The sequence below is a fragment of the Teichococcus rhizosphaerae genome, assembly GCF_002631185.1.
Lineage (GTDB): Bacteria > Pseudomonadota > Alphaproteobacteria > Acetobacterales > Acetobacteraceae > Pseudoroseomonas > Pseudoroseomonas rhizosphaerae.
This window is the reverse complement of the sequence record NZ_PDNU01000021.1, coordinates 54,198-74,504: the sequence shown is the minus strand read 5'-3', so window position 1 is coordinate 74,504 and position 20,307 is coordinate 54,198. Positions and strand designations below refer to the sequence as shown.

At 65.5% G+C, this 20,307-nt stretch carries 25 protein-coding genes; 21 read left to right on the top strand and 4 right to left on the bottom strand.

Annotation, left to right across the window (positions count from 1 at the left end; genetic code table 11):
* The first annotated feature begins 3 nt into the window (after positions 1 to 3).
* The 3 genes from CR162_RS12230 to CR162_RS12220 all read left to right on the top strand — a co-directional run bounded on the left by CR162_RS12230 (position 4) and on the right by CR162_RS12220 (position 4,367).
* Complete coding sequence (locus CR162_RS12230; RefSeq protein WP_456316211.1) at positions 4 to 2,022, top strand: strawberry notch C-terminal domain-containing protein; 2,019 nt, start codon at positions 4 to 6, stop codon at positions 2,020 to 2,022.
* Positions 2,022 to 3,083: a DUF7146 domain-containing protein gene (locus CR162_RS12225; RefSeq protein WP_099095828.1), complete on the top strand. Its 1,062-nt coding sequence runs from the start codon at positions 2,022 to 2,024 to the stop codon at positions 3,081 to 3,083. Before CR162_RS12230 ends, CR162_RS12225 begins: the two co-directional genes overlap by 1 nt.
* A gap of 354 nt (positions 3,084 to 3,437) precedes the next feature.
* Positions 3,438 to 4,367 carry a DUF2493 domain-containing protein gene (locus tag CR162_RS12220; RefSeq protein ID WP_099095864.1) on the top strand — a complete coding sequence of 310 codons (930 nt, stop codon included), beginning with the start codon at positions 3,438 to 3,440 and terminating at the stop codon, positions 4,365 to 4,367.
* A gap of 15 nt (positions 4,368 to 4,382) precedes the next feature.
* Here CR162_RS12220 and CR162_RS12215 read toward each other — a convergent pair whose 3' ends face one another.
* Complete coding sequence (locus tag CR162_RS12215) at positions 4,383 to 5,051, bottom strand: plasmid pRiA4b ORF-3 family protein (RefSeq protein WP_338662461.1); 669 nt, start codon at positions 5,049 to 5,051, stop codon at positions 4,383 to 4,385.
* Positions 5,052 to 5,307: 256 nt separating this feature from the next.
* Between CR162_RS12215 and CR162_RS22395 the strand changes: the two genes are divergently transcribed.
* The 18 genes from CR162_RS22395 (at position 5,308) to CR162_RS12130 (ending at position 17,734) form a co-directional block, all read left to right on the top strand.
* Entirely contained in the window at positions 5,308 to 5,472 is a 165-nt protein-coding gene (locus CR162_RS22395; RefSeq protein WP_011579877.1) for a hypothetical protein, read from the top strand.
* A 141-nt stretch (positions 5,473 to 5,613) separates the two neighbouring features.
* On the top strand, positions 5,614 to 6,054 hold the full coding sequence (locus CR162_RS12210) for a hypothetical protein (protein ID WP_099095826.1): 441 nt from the start codon (positions 5,614 to 5,616) through the stop codon (positions 6,052 to 6,054).
* Positions 6,055 to 6,664: 610 nt separating this feature from the next.
* Positions 6,665 to 6,991, top strand: coding sequence for a DUF736 domain-containing protein (locus CR162_RS12200; RefSeq protein WP_011579875.1), 327 nt, complete (start codon positions 6,665 to 6,667; stop codon positions 6,989 to 6,991).
* A 189-nt stretch (positions 6,992 to 7,180) separates the two neighbouring features.
* Positions 7,181 to 7,444: a helix-turn-helix domain-containing protein gene (locus CR162_RS12195; RefSeq protein WP_011579874.1), complete on the top strand. Its 264-nt coding sequence runs from the start codon at positions 7,181 to 7,183 to the stop codon at positions 7,442 to 7,444.
* Positions 7,445 to 7,564: 120 nt separating this feature from the next.
* Positions 7,565 to 7,831, top strand: a complete 267-nt coding sequence (locus tag CR162_RS12190; protein ID WP_073135215.1) for a DNA -binding domain-containing protein — start codon at positions 7,565 to 7,567, stop codon at positions 7,829 to 7,831.
* 115 nt (positions 7,832 to 7,946) lie between these two features.
* On the top strand, positions 7,947 to 8,270 hold the full coding sequence (locus CR162_RS22390) for a transcriptional regulator domain-containing protein (protein ID WP_011579872.1): 324 nt from the start codon (positions 7,947 to 7,949) through the stop codon (positions 8,268 to 8,270).
* Positions 8,197 to 8,721, top strand: coding sequence for a DUF2285 domain-containing protein (locus CR162_RS22835; protein ID WP_099095863.1), 525 nt, complete (start codon positions 8,197 to 8,199; stop codon positions 8,719 to 8,721). The genes CR162_RS22390 and CR162_RS22835 overlap by 74 nt, the downstream gene beginning before the upstream one ends.
* 125 nt (positions 8,722 to 8,846) lie before the next feature.
* A complete protein-coding gene (locus CR162_RS12180) occupies positions 8,847 to 9,128 on the top strand; it encodes a helix-turn-helix transcriptional regulator (RefSeq protein ID WP_011579870.1) in 282 nt (93 codons plus the stop codon).
* 37 nt (positions 9,129 to 9,165) lie between these two features.
* Positions 9,166 to 10,200, top strand: coding sequence for a replication initiator protein A (locus tag CR162_RS12175; RefSeq protein WP_338662459.1), 1,035 nt, complete (start codon positions 9,166 to 9,168; stop codon positions 10,198 to 10,200).
* Entirely contained in the window at positions 10,197 to 10,835 is a 639-nt protein-coding gene (gene parA / locus CR162_RS12170; RefSeq protein WP_099095824.1) for a ParA family partition ATPase, read from the top strand. The genes CR162_RS12175 and parA overlap by 4 nt, the downstream gene beginning before the upstream one ends.
* Positions 10,832 to 11,071, top strand: a complete 240-nt coding sequence (locus CR162_RS12165) for a ribbon-helix-helix protein (protein WP_099095823.1) — start codon at positions 10,832 to 10,834, stop codon at positions 11,069 to 11,071. The genes parA and CR162_RS12165 overlap by 4 nt, the downstream gene beginning before the upstream one ends.
* Complete coding sequence (locus tag CR162_RS12160; protein WP_099095822.1) at positions 11,068 to 11,583, top strand: DUF2840 domain-containing protein; 516 nt, start codon at positions 11,068 to 11,070, stop codon at positions 11,581 to 11,583. The genes CR162_RS12165 and CR162_RS12160 overlap by 4 nt, the downstream gene beginning before the upstream one ends.
* Positions 11,580 to 12,125, top strand: coding sequence for a S26 family signal peptidase (locus CR162_RS12155; RefSeq protein ID WP_099095821.1), 546 nt, complete (start codon positions 11,580 to 11,582; stop codon positions 12,123 to 12,125). Before CR162_RS12160 ends, CR162_RS12155 begins: the two co-directional genes overlap by 4 nt.
* A gap of 45 nt (positions 12,126 to 12,170) precedes the next feature.
* A complete protein-coding gene (locus CR162_RS12150) occupies positions 12,171 to 12,509 on the top strand; it encodes a DUF736 domain-containing protein (RefSeq protein ID WP_099095820.1) in 339 nt (112 codons plus the stop codon).
* 3 nt (positions 12,510 to 12,512) lie between these two features.
* Positions 12,513 to 13,277 carry a lytic transglycosylase domain-containing protein gene (locus CR162_RS12145; RefSeq protein ID WP_099095819.1) on the top strand — a complete coding sequence of 255 codons (765 nt, stop codon included), beginning with the start codon at positions 12,513 to 12,515 and terminating at the stop codon, positions 13,275 to 13,277.
* Between the two features lie 247 nt (positions 13,278 to 13,524).
* Positions 13,525 to 15,288 carry a relaxase/mobilization nuclease domain-containing protein gene (locus CR162_RS12140; protein WP_099095818.1) on the top strand — a complete coding sequence of 588 codons (1,764 nt, stop codon included), beginning with the start codon at positions 13,525 to 13,527 and terminating at the stop codon, positions 15,286 to 15,288.
* Between the two features lie 27 nt (positions 15,289 to 15,315).
* Positions 15,316 to 17,304, top strand: coding sequence for a conjugal transfer protein TraG (locus tag CR162_RS12135; protein ID WP_099095817.1), 1,989 nt, complete (start codon positions 15,316 to 15,318; stop codon positions 17,302 to 17,304).
* Positions 17,305 to 17,311: 7 nt separating this feature from the next.
* Positions 17,312 to 17,734 (top strand): CopG family transcriptional regulator, encoded by a 423-nt coding sequence (locus tag CR162_RS12130; protein WP_099095816.1) that lies wholly within the window; start codon positions 17,312 to 17,314, stop codon positions 17,732 to 17,734.
* 42 nt (positions 17,735 to 17,776) lie between these two features.
* Here CR162_RS12130 and CR162_RS12125 read toward each other — a convergent pair whose 3' ends face one another.
* Genes CR162_RS12125 through CR162_RS12115 form a run of 3 tightly spaced genes read right to left on the bottom strand, consistent with a single transcriptional unit; the run spans position 17,777 to position 20,035 of the window.
* Entirely contained in the window at positions 17,777 to 18,472 is a 696-nt protein-coding gene (locus CR162_RS12125; RefSeq protein WP_099095815.1) for a hypothetical protein, read from the bottom strand.
* A 40-nt stretch (positions 18,473 to 18,512) separates the two neighbouring features.
* A complete protein-coding gene (locus tag CR162_RS12120; RefSeq protein ID WP_099095814.1) occupies positions 18,513 to 19,781 on the bottom strand; it encodes a type II toxin-antitoxin system HipA family toxin in 1,269 nt (422 codons plus the stop codon).
* The gene (locus CR162_RS12115; RefSeq protein ID WP_099095813.1) at positions 19,778 to 20,035 is read right to left on the bottom strand and encodes a helix-turn-helix transcriptional regulator; all 258 of its coding nucleotides are present in this window, start codon (positions 20,033 to 20,035) and stop codon (positions 19,778 to 19,780) included. Before CR162_RS12115 ends, CR162_RS12120 begins: the two co-directional genes overlap by 4 nt.
* Positions 20,036 to 20,307: the final 272 nt, after the last annotated feature.

Below are 20,307 nucleotides of genomic sequence, written 5' to 3'. Positions count from 1 at the left end.
CCCGTGTCCACCAAAACGGGGGACCATCAGGCCTTCGAAAGCACAAAGCAGCGCTTCTTCGGGCACCTGCTGACCTCGATGAAGACCCCAACGCTGATCCGCTCGATCCAGCGCGATCTCGATGACGGGCACGCGGCTGTCGTCCAGATCGTCTCCACCGGCGAGGCACTGATGGAGCGGCGACTGGCCGAGGTGCCGACCGAGGAATGGAACGACGTGCGCGTCGACATTACGCCGCGCGAGTATGTGCTGTCTTACCTTCAAAACTCCTTCCCGGTGCAGCTCTACGAGCCGTTCACCGACGCGGATGGCAATCTCTCTTCGCGACCTGTCACCCGCGACGGCCAGCCCGTCAAAAGCCGTGAAGCGCTCGCCCGGCGTGACCGGCTGATCGAGAAACTCGCAAGCCTGCCGCCGGTGCCTGGCGCGCTCGATCAGATCGTCCAGCGCTTCGGAACCGACCTGGTAGCCGAGGTGACCGGGCGATCGCGGCGCATCATCCGCAAAGGTGATCGGCTCATGGTCGAGAACCGTCCGGGCTCCGCCAACCTCGCCGAGACCGCCGCCTTCATGGATGATGCCAAGCGCATCCTCGTGTTCAGTGATGCTGGCGGCACCGGGCGCAGCTATCACGCTGACCTCGCGGCGCGGAACCAGCGCCTTCGTGTCCACTATCTCCTCGAACCGGGCTGGAAAGCCGACGCCGCCATTCAGGGCCTTGGTCGCACCAATCGCACCAACCAGGCGCAGCCGCCGCTTTTTCGTCCGATCGCAACCGACGTGAAAGCCGAGAAGCGCTTCCTGTCGACCATTGCCCGCCGGCTCGACACGCTCGGGGCAATCACCCGCGGCCAGCGCCAGACCGGCGGACAGGGCCTCTTCAGACCCGAGGACAATCTCGAAAGCCCCCACGCGCGCGACGCGCTCCGCCAACTTTACCTGCTGATCGTCCGCGGCAAGGTCGATGGCTGCCCGCTCCAAATCTTCGAGAGCGCCACCGGCCTCAGCCTGATGGACGACACAGGCATCCGCGACGAGCTACCGCCGATCACGACCTTTCTCAATCGCTTGCTGGCGCTGACGATCGACCTGCAGGGCATATTGTTCAGCGCCTTCGAGCAGCTTCTCAATGCCCGTATTGCCGGAGCACTGGCCAGCGGCACCTATGACATCGGGCTGGAAACGCTGAAAGCCGAAAGCTTCGTCGTCACCGACCGGCACACCATCTACACGCATCCCGCCACTGGCGCGGAAACCCGCTTGCTGACGATCACCCAGCGCGAGCGCAACAGGCCCCTGTCGCTCGAACAAGCCTTCGAGCTTCTCGCCGATCCACGTGCAGCTCTGCTGATCAACGACCGATCCGCCAGGGCGGCGGTTCAGGTGCCTGCCCCGAGCATCATGCTGGATGACGGCGAAATCGAACGCCGGGTGCGCTTGCTCCGCCCGATGGAACATCACCATGCATCGCTGGCGTGGATGGCGGAAAGCCATTGGCGGGTGGCCGATCGCGAGGTCTTCGCTGCGGCGTGGCAGCGCGAACTGGGGCAGATCCCCGAGTTCACCGACAGCACGATCCATGTCGTCGCCGGGCTCCTGCTCCCGATCTGGAAGCGTCTCCCGGATGAGTGCACACGTGTCTATCGCCTCCAGACGGACGACGGGGAACGCATCATCGGGCGACGCGTGTCTCCAGCCTGGGCGGCCAACGCGCTCGCGATCGGAGCGCCCACGCTGACGGCTGCCGATGCCTTTGCAGCCTTGGTGGCAGGCAGCACCGTCCTCGATCTCACTGAGGGCCTCCAGCTTCATCGCGCGCGGGTTATGGGCGTCCACCGCATCGAGCTATCGGGCTTCTCCGACACGATGCGCGATCTCCTCCGGTCCTACGGCCTGTTCCACGAGATCATCTCCTGGAAGCTCCGGATGTTCGTTCCCACCGACGCGACCGGCGTGGGCGTCCTTGCCAAGGTGATGGAGCGCTATCCAGTCACGCGGATCTCTGAACGGGAGGCAGCGTGATGGCCAGCCTTGACGCATCCGATCTCGCGGCCCGCCTCGCCGGCCAAGCCGAAGCCGTGTGCCGGCACTATCTGTCCAACGGCACAAGGCAGGGAGGCTACTGGCTGGTCGGCGACGTTCGCAACACGCCGGGCCGCTCAATGTTCGTGCGGCTCAAGGGGCCGCAGACCGGCAAGGGCGCCGCCGGCAAGTGGACCGACGCCGCGACTGGCGAGCATGGCGATCTGCTCGATGTCATTCGCGAAACCTGCGACCTTCCCGACTTCAAGCAGGTCGCCGAGGAAGCGCGGCGCTTCTTGAGCCTCCCGCATCCAGAACCCGCACGAGAGTCGAGGCGGGCTAGGACGTTCGCGGCGCCAATGGGCTCGCCAGACGCCGCGAGGCGTCTCTTCGCGATGGCACAGCCTATCAGCCGTACACTCGCCGAGACGTATCTGCGCGCACGCGGCATTACGTCTTTGCACGAAACCGGATCGCTGCGCTTCCATCCCCGCTGCTTCTTCCGCCCCGATGAGCATTCCCCGACCGAGATCTGGCCGGCGATCATCGCCGCCGTCACGGACCTCAATGGCGAGCTCACCGGCGCACACCGCACCTGGCTGGACCCCGACGGCTTCAACGAAGCGACCTTAGGCAAGGCGCCCGTCGAGACACCGAGACGGGCGATGGGCAATCTCCTCGGGTCTGCCGTGCGCTTCGGACTGCCGGGCTCGGTGATGGCGGCCGGCGAAGGCGTCGAGACCATGCTGTCGCTGCGCTGCGTCCTGCCAACCATGCCGATGGCGGCTGCGCTGTCGGCGGCACATCTGGCTGCCATCCAGTTCCCCGACACCCTGCACCGGCTGTATGTCGCGCGTGATGACGATCCCGCCGGCGATGCAGCGGTGAGGACCTTGATGACCCGCGCGGAGGAAGCGGGCATCGAGGCAGTCACCCTGTCTCCGACGCTTGGCGACTTCAATGAAGACCTCCGGCTGGTAGGGCTCGCGGCGCTCCGGGCGGCCATCCGGGTCCAGATCGCGCCCCAGGACGTCGCACGCTTCATGGAGCACGCAGCCTAACCGGGATGGAGGCAGGCGGCTGCCGGTCGAGCACTTCGATCAACGCTCGCATCCGGGATGACCGTTTCGCCAGAGGACCGCGCCCCGGCCTTCCAGAGGGCGATCGGCCATCAGACGGTCTATCCAGGCAACCTTGTGGCCGACTATTTTCCGGCGGCCCGCTCCACCCCACGCGGTCAAGCCGCGCGGGGACCCCGGCTCGGGCCTTTCCATCGCGAGACAAAATAGCCGGCCCCTGCGGTCCTTCGCTCACGCTGCGGCCCCTCGCTTCGCTCCGGGTGCCAGTCCAGCCCGTCCGACGGCTTCGTCGCCATGAAGGCCGCGGCGGTCGCGGTCCAGCGAACGGAGCTTCCCATGAGCGAGCACGACGAATTTGAGCCCGACCACATCTCTTCTCCCACCGACCACGTTCTGACCGAGCTTCAGCTCTACGGCTTCCATCCCCGCGACGATGAACCCGATCCTCGACCAATTCCGGAAGATCGCGTGATCGCCGGCGCCGTCGCCGACATCTTCGACGCGCTGATTGCGACCATGGCCGATACCGGCCTCGACGCAGATCTCGACGACCTGCTGTGGTCAACGGTCAACACCTTCCACCGCGCCGTCGAACGGGTCGAACGCACACTCGACGACAACGAGCTGGCGCAGAAGCAGGGGCAGCGCGAACAGGATGGCTCCGAGGTGAAGGCCGTGCAGCTCGAGGCGCTGATCGCCACCGGACAGCGGCTCATCGAACGCCGAGACGCCCTCGAACTCTTTCGTGACACCGGCGCCGACCTTTACCGGAAAACGACCGGCTCGAACTGGTCTCCCCGCCACGGCTCACGCGTCAACCATCGCCAGCTCACCTCTGCGATGATCGACAGCCGCGACTTCATCGCCGCGCGCAAACGCGCCGATCGCGAGGTGCTGCTGCCCGCCGGACCGAAGATCGCGCTGACCGGCGGGCTCGACTTCAACGACCATCAACTGATCTGGGCCAAGCTCGACCAGGTCCGCGCGAAGCATCCCGACATGGTGCTGATGCACGGCAAATCTCCAAAAGGCGCCGAGAAGATCGCGGCCCGCTGGGCCGACCACCGCGGCGTTACGCAGATCGGCTTTGCCCCCGATTGGACCAAACACGGCCGCTCCGCCCCGTTCAAACGCAACGATCAGATGCTGGACGTGCTGCCGATCGGGGTCATCGTGTTCCCCGGCACCGGCATCCAGGACAATCTCGCCGACAAGGCGAAGAAGCTCGGCATCCCGGTCTGGAAATTCGGCTCAGGTGGCGCCTAGGCGCCACCGATGCACTCAAGCCTTTCGCGGTTTCGGCTGGTGAAGACGCCGCTTCACATTGGGCTTCAGCGCATTGCTCACGTCCTTGTTGACAGTCGCGAGGTCGAACCAGTCAGGATCGAAATATCCTCCGCACCATTGCTTGGTTTCATCGTGTTCCAGGTCGCTCGGGTCCGCCAAGATTTCAAGAAACCGCTGATAGCCGGGTATCCCGCCGATATCTTCGGGAGGGCGAGCCCGTGCACCATCGATGCATTGAGCCTTCTTTGGTGCGACGTCGAGGGAAAGCCATTGTTCCAATTCAACGGTATGCGACCAGCCGTCGCCGAAATCGTACAGGTAGTTGAACCTCGCACCAGATCTCGTGAAGTCACGCAAGCGAACGTCCGTCTGCTCAAAGACCTTGGGATCATCCCTGCTGGAGCTTTCGTAAGCAGCAGCCGCATCGCTAAAGCGCAGTCCGCCAATCTGAAACTCATGCAGGTGGTAATTCCACCAGTTAAACGCCGCTTGGATCGTCAGGTGCAATTGCTCCAGATTCCAGTCGATCGGTACGATCAGACGCCTCCAAGCAGGAGGGTCAATATCGTCGATTGACACACGAATCTGAACTGCGTTGAAGGGTGCAAACATATCGGCAGCAAGCCTTCGCATGATGACTGCGTCAAGTTCTGTCGTCAGCATGAAGAGCTACGTCAGCACCAGCATCTTGGTCCGGCCATCGGTGTAGCTCCTATTCTGAAACTTCGCGACCCCCGCTTCAAATGCGCTGATCCTTGTTCCAACCGGGGGCCTGATGCCATCAACCCGTGAAGGGTCGGCTACGCCTTGGCGTGCCGCCGCTTCGTCTTCGCCTACGCGGTGATTGCGGCCCTCGGCCGGACACATCGGGCGCCTGTCAGCGGGGGATGGTCCTCCGCTCGGAACAGGAGCCGGACCGATGTCCCTCGACGCCGCTTATGCCTTCGCAAACAGCCTCGCTGGCACCCTGATGGTCGCCATCATCATCTTCCGGGCGGGCGACGGCACGCTGTCTGTCACTCCCTGCAACGAGTTCGACGGCGATGCCGAGGTCGTGGCCGAGATCGATCCGTTCGACGTCTGACGTCTGGCGGAACAGCTTCGCGGGCGGAGATCGGTTCGATTTCCGCTCCCGAAGCACGTCGAATTTCGCTATACTCTGCAATGCGCCTTGGTGGTGGTGGTTGGCGCACCCGTCAGACCTATTCTCACGGAGGCCACCACCATGATCGTCTTCGCCATTCTCGGTTCGCTCGTCGCCATCGGCGCACTTTGCTGGTTGTTGTTCACGCTCGCCGTCTTTGCGCTTCCAGCTTTCATCGGCGTCAGCGCGGGCATCTGGGCGCATGAGACCGGCGCCGGCCTGCTCTGTGCCATCGTCATCGGCGCCGTTGGTGCCGGTATCGCACTCGGCGTCGGCCAGCTTCTGCTCGCCCTCCTGCGGCCGGCCTGGCTGAAACTCCTCGTCGCCTTGGCATTCGTCGCGCCCGCAGGCATCGCGGGCTTTCACGCGACGCATGGCATCGTGAAGCACACCATGCCGTCGGAAGCCTGGCAGCTCGTGTTCTCGGTCATCGGGGCGATTGCCGTTGCGGTCACGACCTTCATCCGCGTGACGTCACTCACCCCGCCAGGATCGACCAGCCGGGGCGTTGCCAATGCCTGAGTGTCGAACTGACCGCAGAGCCGGACCAGAAAGCGGACGCGCACCACGCACCAACCATCGACCGACCTGATGTGGGATCGGGCGAAAGGGCGCGCACGTAAGCGCGCAACCTGTCATGGCGCAGGGCTCGCTGATCGTCTGATCCCAGGCTGCTCACTAGCCGACCGACCAAACGCAGGCTGACGGGCGTCACCGGTCAGGCGCCCCTCATCAGCAGGACGAGACGTGCCAGCTCCGCGCTCAGAAACGCCGATCGCGTAAGCCGCGCGTGCCAATTCGGCCGATGCCCTGCGCCGCCACGTCATCCCCTCGGGATCTAGCCAGATCGAGCGCACCCGAGCGGCCTCTTCAATGGCCTGATCTGGCCGAAGACCGGCTCACGCCTCGCTCGCCTATGGCGCAACAGCGGCGTCACAACTTTCTTCCCCTGCCGGCTGCGCCGTCATTCCTCGCGGGACAAGAAAGTTTCTCCTTTGCTGTCAGGCCCCAAGCCTACCCCAGCGAACTGGGGCCCCGAGGCTGGGGTGCGCCGTCGAGCGTCTCCGGCCCGTCGATCGCCATCGGGGCCGCAATGGTGCGGGCTCGAGACTTCAGATCGAGGAGAAATGACATGGCCACCATCGGCACCTTCAAGAAGACCGGCACGAACGAGTTCACCGGCGAGATCGTCACCCTGAGCGTTCAGGCCAAGAACGTCCGCATCGTCCCCGAGACCCGGGCCACCGGCGAGAACGCCCCCAGCCACCGCGTCCTGGTCGGTCGCGCCGAGATCGGCGCCGCCTGGTCCAAGCGCTCCAACGAGGGCCGCGACTATCTTGGTCTCAAGCTGGACGACCCGAGCTTCAACGCCCCGATCTACGCCAACCTGTTCGACGACGAGGACGGCGAAGCTTTCAGCCTCATCTGGTCCCGCCCCAGCCGCCGCAACGGCGACTGAGGCTCCGGCGACGCCCCGTCCGGTCGATCCGGACGGGGCCTTCGTCAGCCAAAGCATCCGAATCAGGTTGCGGCCTGAACTACTCGAGCGACCGCAATAGACGCTCTTCAGTCTGGTCCGAGAGGCCAAGAGCGACTATTATAGTCGTAGTTCTGGCGTGCGCTGAGGTCCGAGTGGAGGTGATCATGCATGATCACCGCCCGACTGTCGCGGGCCGCACGCGCGCTACTGGGTTGGACACAGGAGACGCTCGCTGACGAAGCCCGTGTATCACTGACCGCGCTCAAGCGCCTCGAGTCGGAGAGCGACTTGAAGGTCTACGAGAGTACGCGCGATCAGGTGCGCCGGGCATTCGAAGCGCATGGCATCGTCCTCTTGCAGTCCGACCAAGGTGAAGGGGTGATGCTCGTCCATGGCCGAAAAGCCGCCAGTGACATGCGGAAGAGAAACTAGCGCCGTTCCACGACGGCCAACCCGCGTTGCGAGCCAGCAGCCATACCAGTTGCCGTCGAAGTCGGGCTTGGTTAACGCCATGCCGACACGCAGGGGCTCTGTGATTCCAGGTGGGGCGTCGTGACCAAGGCAGACTTCCTCGAACGGCCGCCGGAGAGCGCGTCGATCACCGACTATGATCGGGCGCACATGACGCTCTACCTCCGTCTCCTTGATGCCGCGTCGGACGGCGCTGCTTGGGAAGAGGCCGTGTCAATCCTGTTCGGCATTGACCCGGCCGCCGAACCGGAGCGGGCCCGCCGCATCCATGACAGCCATCTCGATCGTGCCAAATGGATGACCCAGCACGGCTACCGCGAGCTCGCACACGAGCACCCGCGTCGTTGATGCGGGGGTGATGCCGCGGCGGCATCGCCCGTTTCCATTTCTCCGGCTTCCGCTGGCGCTTTCGTGGCGGAATCCTGCGCAGCGAAGCTGCTGCAGGTTTGCTGGCGGAGGATGCATGACCCCCGACATCTCGCACTGGCGATCATCCGAGCGCTACGAATACGTCGAAGGCCTCGTCTCGCCCGAACTCGCCTGGGAATGGCTGCGCCGGAACGGAGACTATCAGCGCGACTTCGAGGCCGCTCAGCTGGAACCGAACGCCGACACCGCAGCAACCGAGGCGACGAGGTCTCGATGGGGGCTGCGATTTCCTGTTGTCGCCGGCCCTCGACGCCAAAGAGGCCGCGCCCATCTGGGCACCCACCGTGAACACTGGCGTCGTACTACTGACCGCACCGCCCGCCATCCTGCCGAAGGACGACACGTCACAATCCATTGACGCGCAGGCGCCCGGCCAGTCAGACGCGCAAGGCTCCCACTTCGTCCACACCCTCACGAATGGCGAACGGCTTCAGATCCTGCGTCTCGGCGGATTAGGCGCAGACGAAGGCACGGCGGCCGTCATCCCGCTCGGCCCCGAAGGCTTCGATCGGCTCGAGGCCGTAGCCCGTCTCCTGAGTTCGCTCCATGGCCGCTCGATTCCTGCCGACACGCGGCTGACCAAGCAGCAGCGTCAACGTGCGCGACGGATGTTGCAGGCCGTCGACGGTCGTCTCAGCGGCGCCAGCTACCGCGAGATCGCGGCGGTACTGTTCGGCGCACGCGACCTCGCCGATGAACCCTGGAAAACATCCTCGCGCCGGTTCGCCACCATGGACCTCGTGCGCGGCGGCCTCGCCATGATCGCCGGCGGCTATCGACGCCTGCTGAGCCATCGCCGTCGACGCTAGCACGCCTGGTGTGGGGATTTGCTCCCGCCAGCTTCCCACTCCCTCCGCAACTTCGCGGTCCGCCAGGGTAGCCGCCAACCGCCGCTGTCCCCCTGCGGCTCTCGCGAACCCTCGGAGGCCCGATCATGTCACCCAATGGCGCCGGCGTGCCGCAACGCTTTCTCCGCACGCCTGAAGCGGCCCGCTTCCTCGGTCTCTCGGATCGCACGCTCGAGAAGCACCGGACCTACGGCACCGGTCCCGCCTATCGCAAGCTTGGCGGGCGCGTCGTCTACGCGCTCGAGGACCTGAAAGCGTGGGCTGACCGCGGCTTCGTCACCTCGACGTCCGATCCGCGCGGGAGTGTCCTTCCCGCCAAGCGCCATGCCGCCGTCACGCCTGCCTTCGGCGGCGGCCAAGCCCGCTGAGCCGTCCGACATGTCCCCGCGGCAGCGCCCCCTCTCCTTGAGCGAACGATCGCGGCTCGACCCGTTCGTCGTCGCCACCGGCGACGCCAGTCCGCGCGACCAGCGCGATCTGATGGAGCGGCCCTTCTTCTCGCTCGCCAAGGCCAAGCGTACCTCACCGATCCACTACCAAGCCGGCGACATCCGCGTCGAAGTCTTCGCGGTCCCCGAGCATGGCATGGCGACCATCTGGGATGCCGACATCCTGATCTGGGCCGCGAGCCAGATCGTCGAGGCCGCAAACCTCGGCTTCCAAACGTCACGCTTCCTGCGCTTCACGCCGTATCAACTCCTGACCGCCATCGGGCGCCAGACGGGATCGCGCGACTATCGGCTCCTCAAGGGCGCTCTGGCGCGCCTTCAGTCGACGGTCATCCGCACCACGATCCGCAACGGCGAGCATTGGCGGCGTCAGCAATTCTCCTGGATCAACGAGTGGGGGGAATGCACGACGCGCGACGGCCGCGTAGAGGGCATGGAGTTCGTCCTGCCCGACTGGCTCTATCGCGGTGTCATTGACCGCTCGCTCGTCCTCGCCATCGATCCCGCCTATTTCCGACTGACCGGCGGCATCGAGCGCTGGCTCTATCGGGTCGCCCGGAAGCATGCCGGCCGTCAGCCAGCGGGCTGGACCTTCGAAATCGCGCACCTGCACGCCAAATCGGGGAGCCAGGCGCGTGTTTCCGACTTCGCCATCGACATCCGCCGCATCGTCGCCCGCCAGCCGCTGCCCGGCTATCGCTTGGCTCTGGAGCGCACCGGTCGTCAGGAACGCCTGCACATCCGCCCCATCAACTTGTCCACAGGCCCTGTGGATGGTGTTGTGGATGCGATCGGGACTTCGGGCGCAAATGGTATCGGGATTTCGGGCGCAGCCGCCTCGGGACTTCGGGCGCGGAAATCGCAACTAACCCTCTGGCCTGAAACGGCGATTCCGAGCCTTAACTTAGAATCTAACAACGAATCTAACTTCTTGTTGGAGCGGGGCGACGGTGGAAAACCACCCCACGGCCGACGGAGCGCGCGGTCATGATCGTCGCGTTGCTCAATCAGAAAGGCGGCGTTGGCAAAACGACGCTCGCCCTTCATCTCGCCGGCGAATGGGCCAGCCGCGATCAACGCGTCATGCTCATCGACGCCGATCCGCAGGGTTCTTCACTCGACTGGTCCGAAGCCCGCGCCCGTGAAGGCCTGCCCCGCCGGTTCGCCGTCATCGGACTGGCGCGCGACACCTTGCACCGCGAAGCGCCCGAACTGGCGCGCAGCGCCGATCATGTGGTGATCGATGGGCCGCCGCGCGTCGCCGGCCTCATGCGCTCGGCCCTGCTTGCCGCCGATCTCATCCTGATCCCGGTTCAGCCGTCGCCCTTCGACGGATGGGCGTCGGCCGAGATGCTGGCGCTGCTCCGCGAAGCACGCCTGTTCCGCCCGTCGCTTGTCGCGCGTTTCGTGCTCAACCGCTGCGGCGCGCGCACCGTCATCGCACGCGAAACCGCCAAGTCGCTCGCTGAACACGATCCGCCGGTGCTGGCGAGCGCCATCGGCCAACGCGTCGGCTTCGCGGATGCAGCGCAATCGGGCCGCCTGATCTCCGAACTCGATGGCCAGCGCGCCGGTGCGCGCGAGATCGCAGCGCTCTGCGCCGAAGTTGGAAGGCTCGCACCATGACCAGGCGCAGCTTCGCCGCGCGGCCCGGCGACCCGGACGCCTGGATCAAGGCCGCCGACGATCCGCGCGGCCGCAGGGCTGACGCCATCGCCTACACAGCGCGCCTCACGATCGACGTCACACCGGACCTGCGCGGCCGGATCAAGGTCACCGCGTTCCAGCGCGGCCAAACCGTCGCGGACATGCTGCGCGAGCTCCTCGCGGGCGCGTTTCCTGCCGAAGGGGACGCGCCATGAGCGTACCGGCATTTCATAGCGCAGCGGGCGTTCGGCCGTCATCACCCCCCGGTCGGCTCACCGAGGTCGAATTGGTTTGGCGCGAGAAGGAGATCGAGCACTGGATCCGCTTCGGCCATGCGGTTCACGAACAGATCCTCGACCGACGGCGCCGCGTCCTCGGCTTCCCCGCCGGCGCTGTCTTCGCCTTCGTCCGCTGGGCGTCGAATGGCTTTGGCACCGTCGTCTCGCGCATCGACATCCTGCGCGCCGTCAGCGCGGGCGAAGGTTATCAGACGCTGCCCTCGGTGCGGCCCGGTGGTGAAATCCTGCTGCAAACGAGCGGCTGGCCGAGCGTCGAGCAGGTGCTGCTTCTGATCGACGCGATCGAAGCGCTCGACATCGATCCCGCCGAAGCTGCGCCTGACTATTGGCGCCATGTCCATAACCGGCTCGCCGCCGGGGACGCCCCGCGATCCTACTCCCGTCAGCAGCACCGCGCCTGGCGCTTGCGACAGAGGGCCGAGCCATGACGCGCGCCGGCTACCTGCTGACGGCCACGGGCGCCGCGCTCCTGCTGATCACGCTGGCGATGGTGCACGTTGCACCGCGGCTCGTCTGGAACGCATCGGCCAGCGTCCCGGTCGGCCTCTATGAGATCGGTTCGGCTACGCCGCTCGAGGTCACCGACCTTGTTGCGGTCAATGCGCCAGAGCCGCTTGCCGCCTTCCTCGAGGACCGGGGTTATCTCCCGCGCGGCGTGCCGCTCTTGAAGCGCGTTGCCGCAGTTCCCGGGCAGACGGTCTGCCGTTCGGGTGGCGACATTACCGTCGACGGAATCACCGTCGGCAATGCGCTCGACCGCGACCGTCTTGGACGCACGCTGCCTATCTGGAGCGGCTGCCACCGGATCGGCGCGAGCGAACTCTTCCTCATGAACATCGGCGTCCGGGACAGCCTGGACGGCCGCTACTTCGGGCCTCTCGCCGTCAACACCGTGATCGGCCGGGCCACGCCTCTCTACACCGACGAAGACGGCGACGGTCGCTTCGTCTGGCGCGCGCCGACGCGGTGACGGCGCAGCCATGACCCGTTCCACCGCATCGCCAAGGAGGTTGCCATGAGTCTGATCGGAGAATTCACCCGCACCAAAAGCGGCTATGGCGGCCGCATCCGCACGCTCGCCCTCGACGCCGCTCTGGTGCTGGTGCCGGCGGAGCACTCCGACGCCGAGAACGCGCCCGACTATCGCGTTCACCTCGGCGATGATGCCGATGGGCCGGAAGTGGGGGCGGGATGGAAGCGCACCGGCGAGAAGGCCGGCGAATATGTATCGTTGCAGTTCGACGATCCGACCTTCGCGCAGCCAATCCGAGCCAACCTGTTCCAGTCGGCCGACAACAAATCAGCATGGGGTCTCTACTGGAACCGGCCGACCAAGCGCAACGAGCGGGACTGATCGATGCGCGTCTCCCGTCGCCAGCCCGCTGCCGGAGCGAAAGGGGCCGCCCGCCGACTGCCCTTCCTTCTCCTTTCCGGCCTGGCCTTTGCCGGCGCGATGCCCGCGCCGTCTCTGGCGCAGGCCTCGGTCATCGAGCTACCCGCGGCAGGCTCGGCTTACACACGAGCGGTCGCCGAGGCAGCGCAGCGGTTCGGCATTCCCGAACGCTGGATCTGGGCAGTCATGCGCGTCGAGAGCGGCGGTCGTGTCCGCGCGGTCTCACCCAAAGGCGCGATGGGACTCATGCAGATCATGCCCGCGACCTGGGCGGATCTGCGGGCGCGCCACGGTCTGGGGGCCAATCCCTTTGACCCGCGCGATAACATCCTGGCTGGTGCAGCCTATCTGCGCGAAATGCACGACCGCTACGGCGCGCCGGGCTTCCTTGCGGCCTACAATGCCGGGCCCGGGCGCTACGATGACTATCTCTCGGCTGGCCGCGCGCTGCCCGCCGAGACCATCGCCTACGTGGCCGCGATCGCGCCGTTGATCGGCAGTGAGCCGCTCGCTGCCGGCGTCGCTGTCGCGACCGCCGACCCGCTCGCGTGGACTCGGTCTCCGTTGTTCGTCGCGCGCCCCAACGGCAGCGTTGCAGCAGAACGATCGCAGCCTGATCGTCAAAGGAATGGCAGCCGAACCGCGGATCCGCAGCAACCCCCAATCGCCGCTTCGACGCAAACGGCAGGCATCTTCGTGACCCGCGCAGATGATGGGGGGCGCCCATGACCAGAATCGCACTCCGGCGCGGTGTAGCGATCTCCCGAAAAGAGGCGGCGTCGGGCGGTTGGGGCGAGGCAGACACGACCAACAGACGGCGAGATAAAAGCGGCTCGCCACTCGCGTGCAAGCCATTGCTTTCGCATGGCTTTTCACGTGCCGGTCGGTCGGGGGCAGTGCCGGTTTCGGCTATTATACACGCTATTTCAAGGACATTGCCGGCACTGCCCCGCGTTTGGCCCGCCGGAGGCCGGCGATGAGCGACGGCGACAGCGACTTCCGGGTCCGGCCGGGCCGCATCGGTTCGACGCGGGCGCCGAAAGCCAAGAGCTTCATCAACCAAGTCCTGCGCGCCGCCAAGCGCTCGGGGCATGTCGGCACCGGCGGCGGTCCGGGGCGCAGGGCGTCCGGCTATGGCCGTTCGACCTTCGGGCGAGGACGGATTGCCTTCAGCCGCGCGCGGCTTTTCAGCTCGTCGCGCCGCGTCGTCGTCAAGGCGCGGATCGCCCGCCACCAGGGCCGGGCCTTCCGGTCCGCGCCGCTCCATGCCCACCTATCCTATCTCAAGCGCGACGGCGTCACGCGCGACGGCGAAAAGGCCGTGATGTTCGATGCCGACAGCGACCGCGCCGATGACGCTGGTTTCGCCGCGCGCTCGAAGGACGACCGGCACCATTTCCGCTTCATCATCTCGCCCGAGGACGCCGGCGAGATGACGGACCTGCGCGCCTTCACGCGCGACCTCGCGCGCCAAATGGAAGCCGACCTCGGGACCCGGCTCGACTGGGTCGCGGTCGATCACTGGAACACCGACAATCCCCACGTCCACCTGCTGGTGCGAGGCGTTGACGCCCAGGGCGCCGACCTCGTCATCTCACGCGACTACATCAGCCGCGGCTTGCGATCCCGGGCCGAGGATCTCGTGTCGATCGAACTCGGCCCGAAGCCGGAGCACGAGATCAAGACGGCGCTCGAGCGCGAAATCACGGCCGAGCGCTGGACGCGCCTCGATGTCGAGATTCGCATAGCCGCCGACGAGACCGGATTCATCGATCTTCGTCCCGAGCAATCCGGTGCCGGTGATCCCCAGACCCGCCGGCTCATGATCGGCCGGCTCCAGCACCTGGAGAAGATGGGCCTCGCGTCATCCGCCGCCCCCGGCGAGTGGATGGTCGGGCTCGACGCTGAACGCCACCTGCGCGACCTCGGGCTTCGCGGGGACATCATCAAGACCATGCACCGCGTCTTCGCCGAGCGCGGTGAGGATCGCGCCGTCGCTGACTATGTCATCGAAGGCGGCAGCGGACAGGCGCCGATCATCGGGCGGCTGGTCGATCGCGGCCTGCACGACGAGCTGACGGGCGAAGCCTATGCGGTGATCGACGGCACCGACGGTCGCGCCCACCATGTCCGGTTCCGCGGTGTCGAGGCCTTCGAGCATGCGCCTGCGATCGGCGGCATCGTGGAGGTTCGGCGCTTTGGCCGAGCCGATGAGCCGCGCCCGACGCTTGTTCTCGCGAGCCGGTCAGACCTCGAACTCGGCCAGCAGATCAAGGCGCCGGGGGCCACCTGGCTGGACCATCGGCTTGTGGAGGCGGACCCCATGCCGCTGTCGATGGGAGGCTTCGGGCGAGAGGTGCGCGAAGCCCTGCAGGCACGGGCCGAGCATCTCGCCGACCAAGGCCTCGGTCGACGCCAAGGCCAGCGGATCATCCTGCAACGCGACCTCCTCGCCACGCTGCGGCGGCGCGAACTGGATGCGGTCGGGGCGCGCCTCTCCGCCGAGACCGGTCTGGCGCACATGAAGCCGACCGCCGGTGATCAGGTCGCGGGCGTCTATCGCCAGCGTCTCGACCTCTCCTCCGGCCGGTTCGCGATGATCGACAACGGCCTCGGCTTCCAGCTTGTACCCTGGTCCGGCGAGATCGAACGCAAGCTCGGCCAGCATGTCGCTGGCGCCGTGAAGGATGGCGGCGGCATCGAATGGGGCCTCGGCCGCAAGCGCGGGCTCGCCCTCTAGCCAGCAAGGAAGAAAGCACCGCCACCGATGTCCGCGACGAAAATCCTCTGGGGCCAAATCACCACCGTGTTCCTCATCGTGCTGCTCACGACCTGGGGCGCGACCCAATGGACCGCCTGGCGGCTCGGCTTTCAGGCGCAGCTCGGCACGCCGTGGTTCGAGCTGGCGGGTTGGCCGGTCTACTATCCACCCGCCTTCTTCTGGTGGTGGTACTTCTACGACGCCTATGCCCCGCCGATCTTTGTTGAAGGCGCAATGATCGCCGCCTCAGGCGGCTTCATCTCCATCGCCGTCGCCATAGCGATGTCGGTATGGCGTGCCCGTGAGGCGAAGAATGTGGAGACCTATGGCTCGGCCCGCTGGGCTGAACTCCGGGAGGTGAAGGCAGCGGGCCTGCTCGGACCCGATGGAGTCGTCCTCGGCAAGCTCGGCGACGCCTATCTCCGGCACGATGGACCGGAGCATGTCCTGTGCTTCGCACCGACCCGATCGGGCAAGGGTGTCGGCCTCGTCGTTCCCACGCTCCTCACCTGGCCGGGCTCCGCCATCGTCCACGACATCAAGGGCGAGAACTGGCAGCTGACCGCCGGCTTCCGCGCGAGGCACGGCCGCGTCCTGCTGTTCGATCCCACCAACGCCAAGTCGGCCGCCTACAACCCGCTCCTGGAAGTGCGACGCGGCGAGTGGGAAGTCCGCGACGTGCAGAATGTCGCCGACGTTCTCGTCGACCCCGAGGGCTCGCTCGACAAGCGCAATCACTGGGAGAAGACGAGCCATTCTTTGCTCGTCGGCGCCATCCTGCATGTGCTGTACGCGGAAGAGGAGAAGACGCTCGCCGGTGTCGCCGCCTTCCTGTCGGATCCGCGCCGTCCGATCGAGGCGACGCTGAAGGCGATGATGACGACGCCGCATCTCGGCCCTGGCGGCCCTCATCCCGTGGTGGCGTCGACGGCGCGCGAACTCCTCAACAAGAGCGACAACGAGCGCTCAGGCGTCCTGTCCACCGCCATGTCCTTCTTGGGCCTCTATCGCGACCCGGTGGTGGCGGAAGTGACGCGCCGCTGCGACTGGCGGATCGCCGACCTCATCGCCGATGAGAAGCCAGCAACGCTCTACCTCGTGGTTCCGCCATCCGACATCTCCCGGACGAAGCCGTTGATCCGGCTCGTGCTCAACCAGATCGGCCGACGCCTGACTGAGGATCTGCATGCGCGAGACCGGCGGCATCGCGTGCTGATGATGCTCGACGAGTTCCCGGCGCTCGGCCGCCTCGACTTCTTCGAGAGCGCGCTCGCCTTCATGGCGGGTTACGGCCTGAAGTCGTTCCTCATCGCCCAGTCATTGAACCAGATCGAAAAGGCCTACGGCCCAAACAACGCGATCCTCGACAACTGCCATGTGCGCGTGAGCTTCGCCACCAATGACGAACGCACCGCCAAGCGCGTGAGCGACGCCCTCGGTACGGCGACCGAGATGAAGGCGATGCGGAACTATGCCGGGCATCGGCTCAGCCCCTGGCTCGGTCATCTGATGGTCTCGCGCTCGGAGACGGCGCGGCCGCTCCTCACACCCGGCGAGGTGATGCAGCTGCCGGCCACAGACGAGATCGTCATGGCCGCCGGTGTCCATCCCATCCGAGCCAAGAAGGCCCGTTACTTCGAGGATCGCCGCTTCAAGGAGCGCATCCTGCCGTCACCCGACCCGGCGAAATGCGGGCGTTCGGCCCGAAGGGACGCCTGGTCCGAGTTGAAGCCGCAGCGACCCGACGCATTGCTGGCGGCTGAGCTCGACAAGGCGGAGGACACAGCCAATGGCGGGCTGAGGCGCGAGCCGGAGCTGCCCGACCATGTCGCGATCGCCAAGGAAACAACCGGACCTGCCGCGGCCGACGAGTTTTCCATCATGCTGGACGATGAGCCGGAAGACGCGGCGCGGCAGCGTCAGGCGCTGCGCCAGCAGATGCGCGGCGTAGCGAGACAGGTCGCGCTCGATCCCAATGACGGCATCGATCTGTGAGGCAACCATGCGCGACCGGATGAACGTTTATTTCCCGCCCGAGATGCTCCGCCAGATCGCCGATCTCGCCGACCGCAAGAAGCTCTCCCGCTCCGCGATCGTCGAAGCGGCGGTTGCGTCATTCCTGTCACCTGATGGCGCGGACAAGCGCGAGGCCGCGTTCGCGCGCCGCCTCGATCGCCTGTCGCGCCAGGTCCAGCGCTTGGAGCGCGACCTCGGCGTCACCGCAGAGACACTGGCCCTCTTCGTCCGGTTCTGGCTGACGATCACGCCGCCCTTGCCGAACGATGCTCAAGCGTCAGCACAGGCCAAAGGGCGGGAGCGCTACGAAGGCTTTATCGAGACGCTGGGGCGGCGCCTGCAGAAGGGCCAGAGTTTCTTGAGAGAGATTCCCGAAGACGTCAGCGGCAAAGGCATTCCAGACGGCTAGGGCCAACTTTCGGAGCTGCACATTCGCCCCATTCCATAGGACCTAGAAGGTCGCAGCTACTGAATCCAGAATACGCATGACCAGATCAAACCGCGTGTTCGGCGATCCAACCGGCCTCGCCTTCAGCCAAGCACCCACCATGTGGAAGCGGTTCGGGCCGCGCTGGATACCGGTAGGGTATAAAGCGCCAGCCGCCAACGTGTTGTTCATCGCATCAAGCGATCGCTGACTGCGGTGAGCGATATGGTTACGAAGCGCAATTACGGAGTCGATCACTGCTTTTTGCTGTGCGGTCAGGCCACTAAACTTTGCGGCGTGGGCAGGAATAAGCCAAATGCCCGCCCGCCGCTCGAGCTCCGCGTAATTCGGAAACGTGATATTGTTGCCGACGTTGTCCGCTAAGGCCTGAACATCAGCCTTCTTGAGATGCTTTGGGAAGTCCAGCTTCCCAAATGAATCGAAAACACGACGCGGCTTAGCTGCCGTGTCAAGGTGATCATTAAACGATTGTGTCAGATGCTGCTTGAAGCGAGTTGCATCGCGGTTGATATATGCGATGAACATGTCGCTCACGAACCCCTCCCAACTGACCGCAGCAGCCAAGAGACTACGTTCGGTTTGGGTAGACTGGTCGGCCTCCGTGGTGAACGCGGCGAAACCGGTCTGATGAAATGCCGCGAGGTCCTGCAACTGCTGCCGAAAGTCATCCCTGACTGCTTCTGGGGAGATCTTTCTCATACTACCTCGCGATTATATTAACGCTGCTGAAAGGTACGCGTCACCGAGCAGTTCCCGCAAATGTCAAAGCGCAGCGCTCGGCGCGGTCGCGGACCATATCGGCAAACTGCTCAATAGCTGTTCTGTCTAACTCGGCACGCGAAAGCTCCGCCGCGACGCCTGTTGCCTTGTCGCGAACGCCTTTGCTGATCTCCGCGACCCGCCTGCGTATCAGCGGCAAGCCGAGGCCGGCGTCCGCCGCAAACGCTGCCCAGCCCTTGGCGTCCAGTTCCGCTAGCGTTCCTCGCTTTCCGATCTTCATGGCGAATTTCGGTGAGAGATCGGGATAGGCAACGGTCGCAAGCAAATCATACAGCGGGGCGATGCGTGGGCCTTCTGTGTCATATAGGATCGAGAAATTCTTGCCGTGTGCGTCGGCGTTCCCGGCGATCGCATTGAAGATCACCGCATCGAGAAGCTTCAGCACATCGACAGCGGGCCTGGCGGCGACGCGGCGAAGCAGCGCGAAGCAATCCTTGAAGGTCGGGCCGCCTTCGCTCGCGTATTTGGTCTCCGGTGGCACCCCGAGCGCCTGGCAGAAATCCTCCTGATGGATCCGGCGCACAAAGCCATCGTTGCCAATGACGCGGTCATAGCGCTGGACCAGCAGAAATGTTCGATCCTGAACGATGCGCGCTTCTACCGGCGCGACATCGAGACCGATTGCGGCAGCAAGGCGCATCACGAACGCCTCGTTCTCGGTCGTCGCCGCGAACCGCGATATCGGCGGTTTCAGAATATGCGTCGTGGGCTGGCCCGGCGCAGGCAACGCCACCGCGCCATCCACCAGAACCACCGGCACCTTGGATTGGGCGCCAGCGAGAGAGAGCCGCAAGCCTTCCTCGCCCGCGAGCAATGGGCGGACGGGCAGCGCGTCCAGCACCCGGATCAAGCCTGCATCTGCAAGCGGGGTTGGCCGTTGATCGGGGGCAGGAGCGGTCGGACCTTCGCCGGGCGGCAGAAGCTGGAGCGCACCTGCCACATCGCCGCCGAGGCGATCAAGAAGGGCGAAATCATTGGCGCGCGACACGCCGAGTGCCTGAGCCGCCGCGTCGCGCTGGCTTTCCTCTGGCAGGAGACCGCCGAAAAACGGTCTGCACTCGCGACGACTGAACGGCTCCGCCCGCTTTGGCAGCGAAGCGGACAACGGCTGCGCCGCCTCGTCGTCGAGCCAAGCCGGCGCATAGGCGAAGCCGAGTTCACCATGCTTGTCTTGCGTCAGCTGGCCCACCAGGCGCCCGTCCCACCAGATATCGAGGGTGCGCGTCATGGCTTCTGAGGATCTTTTGGCCGCGCTCCTTTGGTGTCGGGCGGCGGTGTGATATCGAGCGAGCAGCCCAACGCTGCCAGGACCTGAAGTGTCTTGCCTATCTGCGCGGTCGGCTTGCCCGCTTCGAGATCGACGATGAAGCGCAGGCCGACGCCAGCTGCGCCGGCAAGCTCGTCCTGCCGCAGGCCAGCGGCCTTGCGGGTGGTTCGCACGATGTCGCCGATCTCGGCGGTGGTGAGGTTGCGTCTGACCATGATATTTACCGAACGGGAAAGTATCATGGATTTCTGAAGAATGTCTATAAGAATTTCCCGCTCGGGAAATCCTGCGCCTCGGGGTAGCTCCCGGGCCTGAATTATTCCCGCTCGGGAAAACGAGCCGATCGGCAGCCTCAGACGCTGCCGTGGCTCGACGCCGGTCCGCCGATTACCTGTCTTTCTTCGCCACAGTACGACGACCCCCTGAGCGTTGTTGCAACGCCCCAATTCCTGCCTTTCTTACTCATCCCCGATCCAGGGCCGCGCGT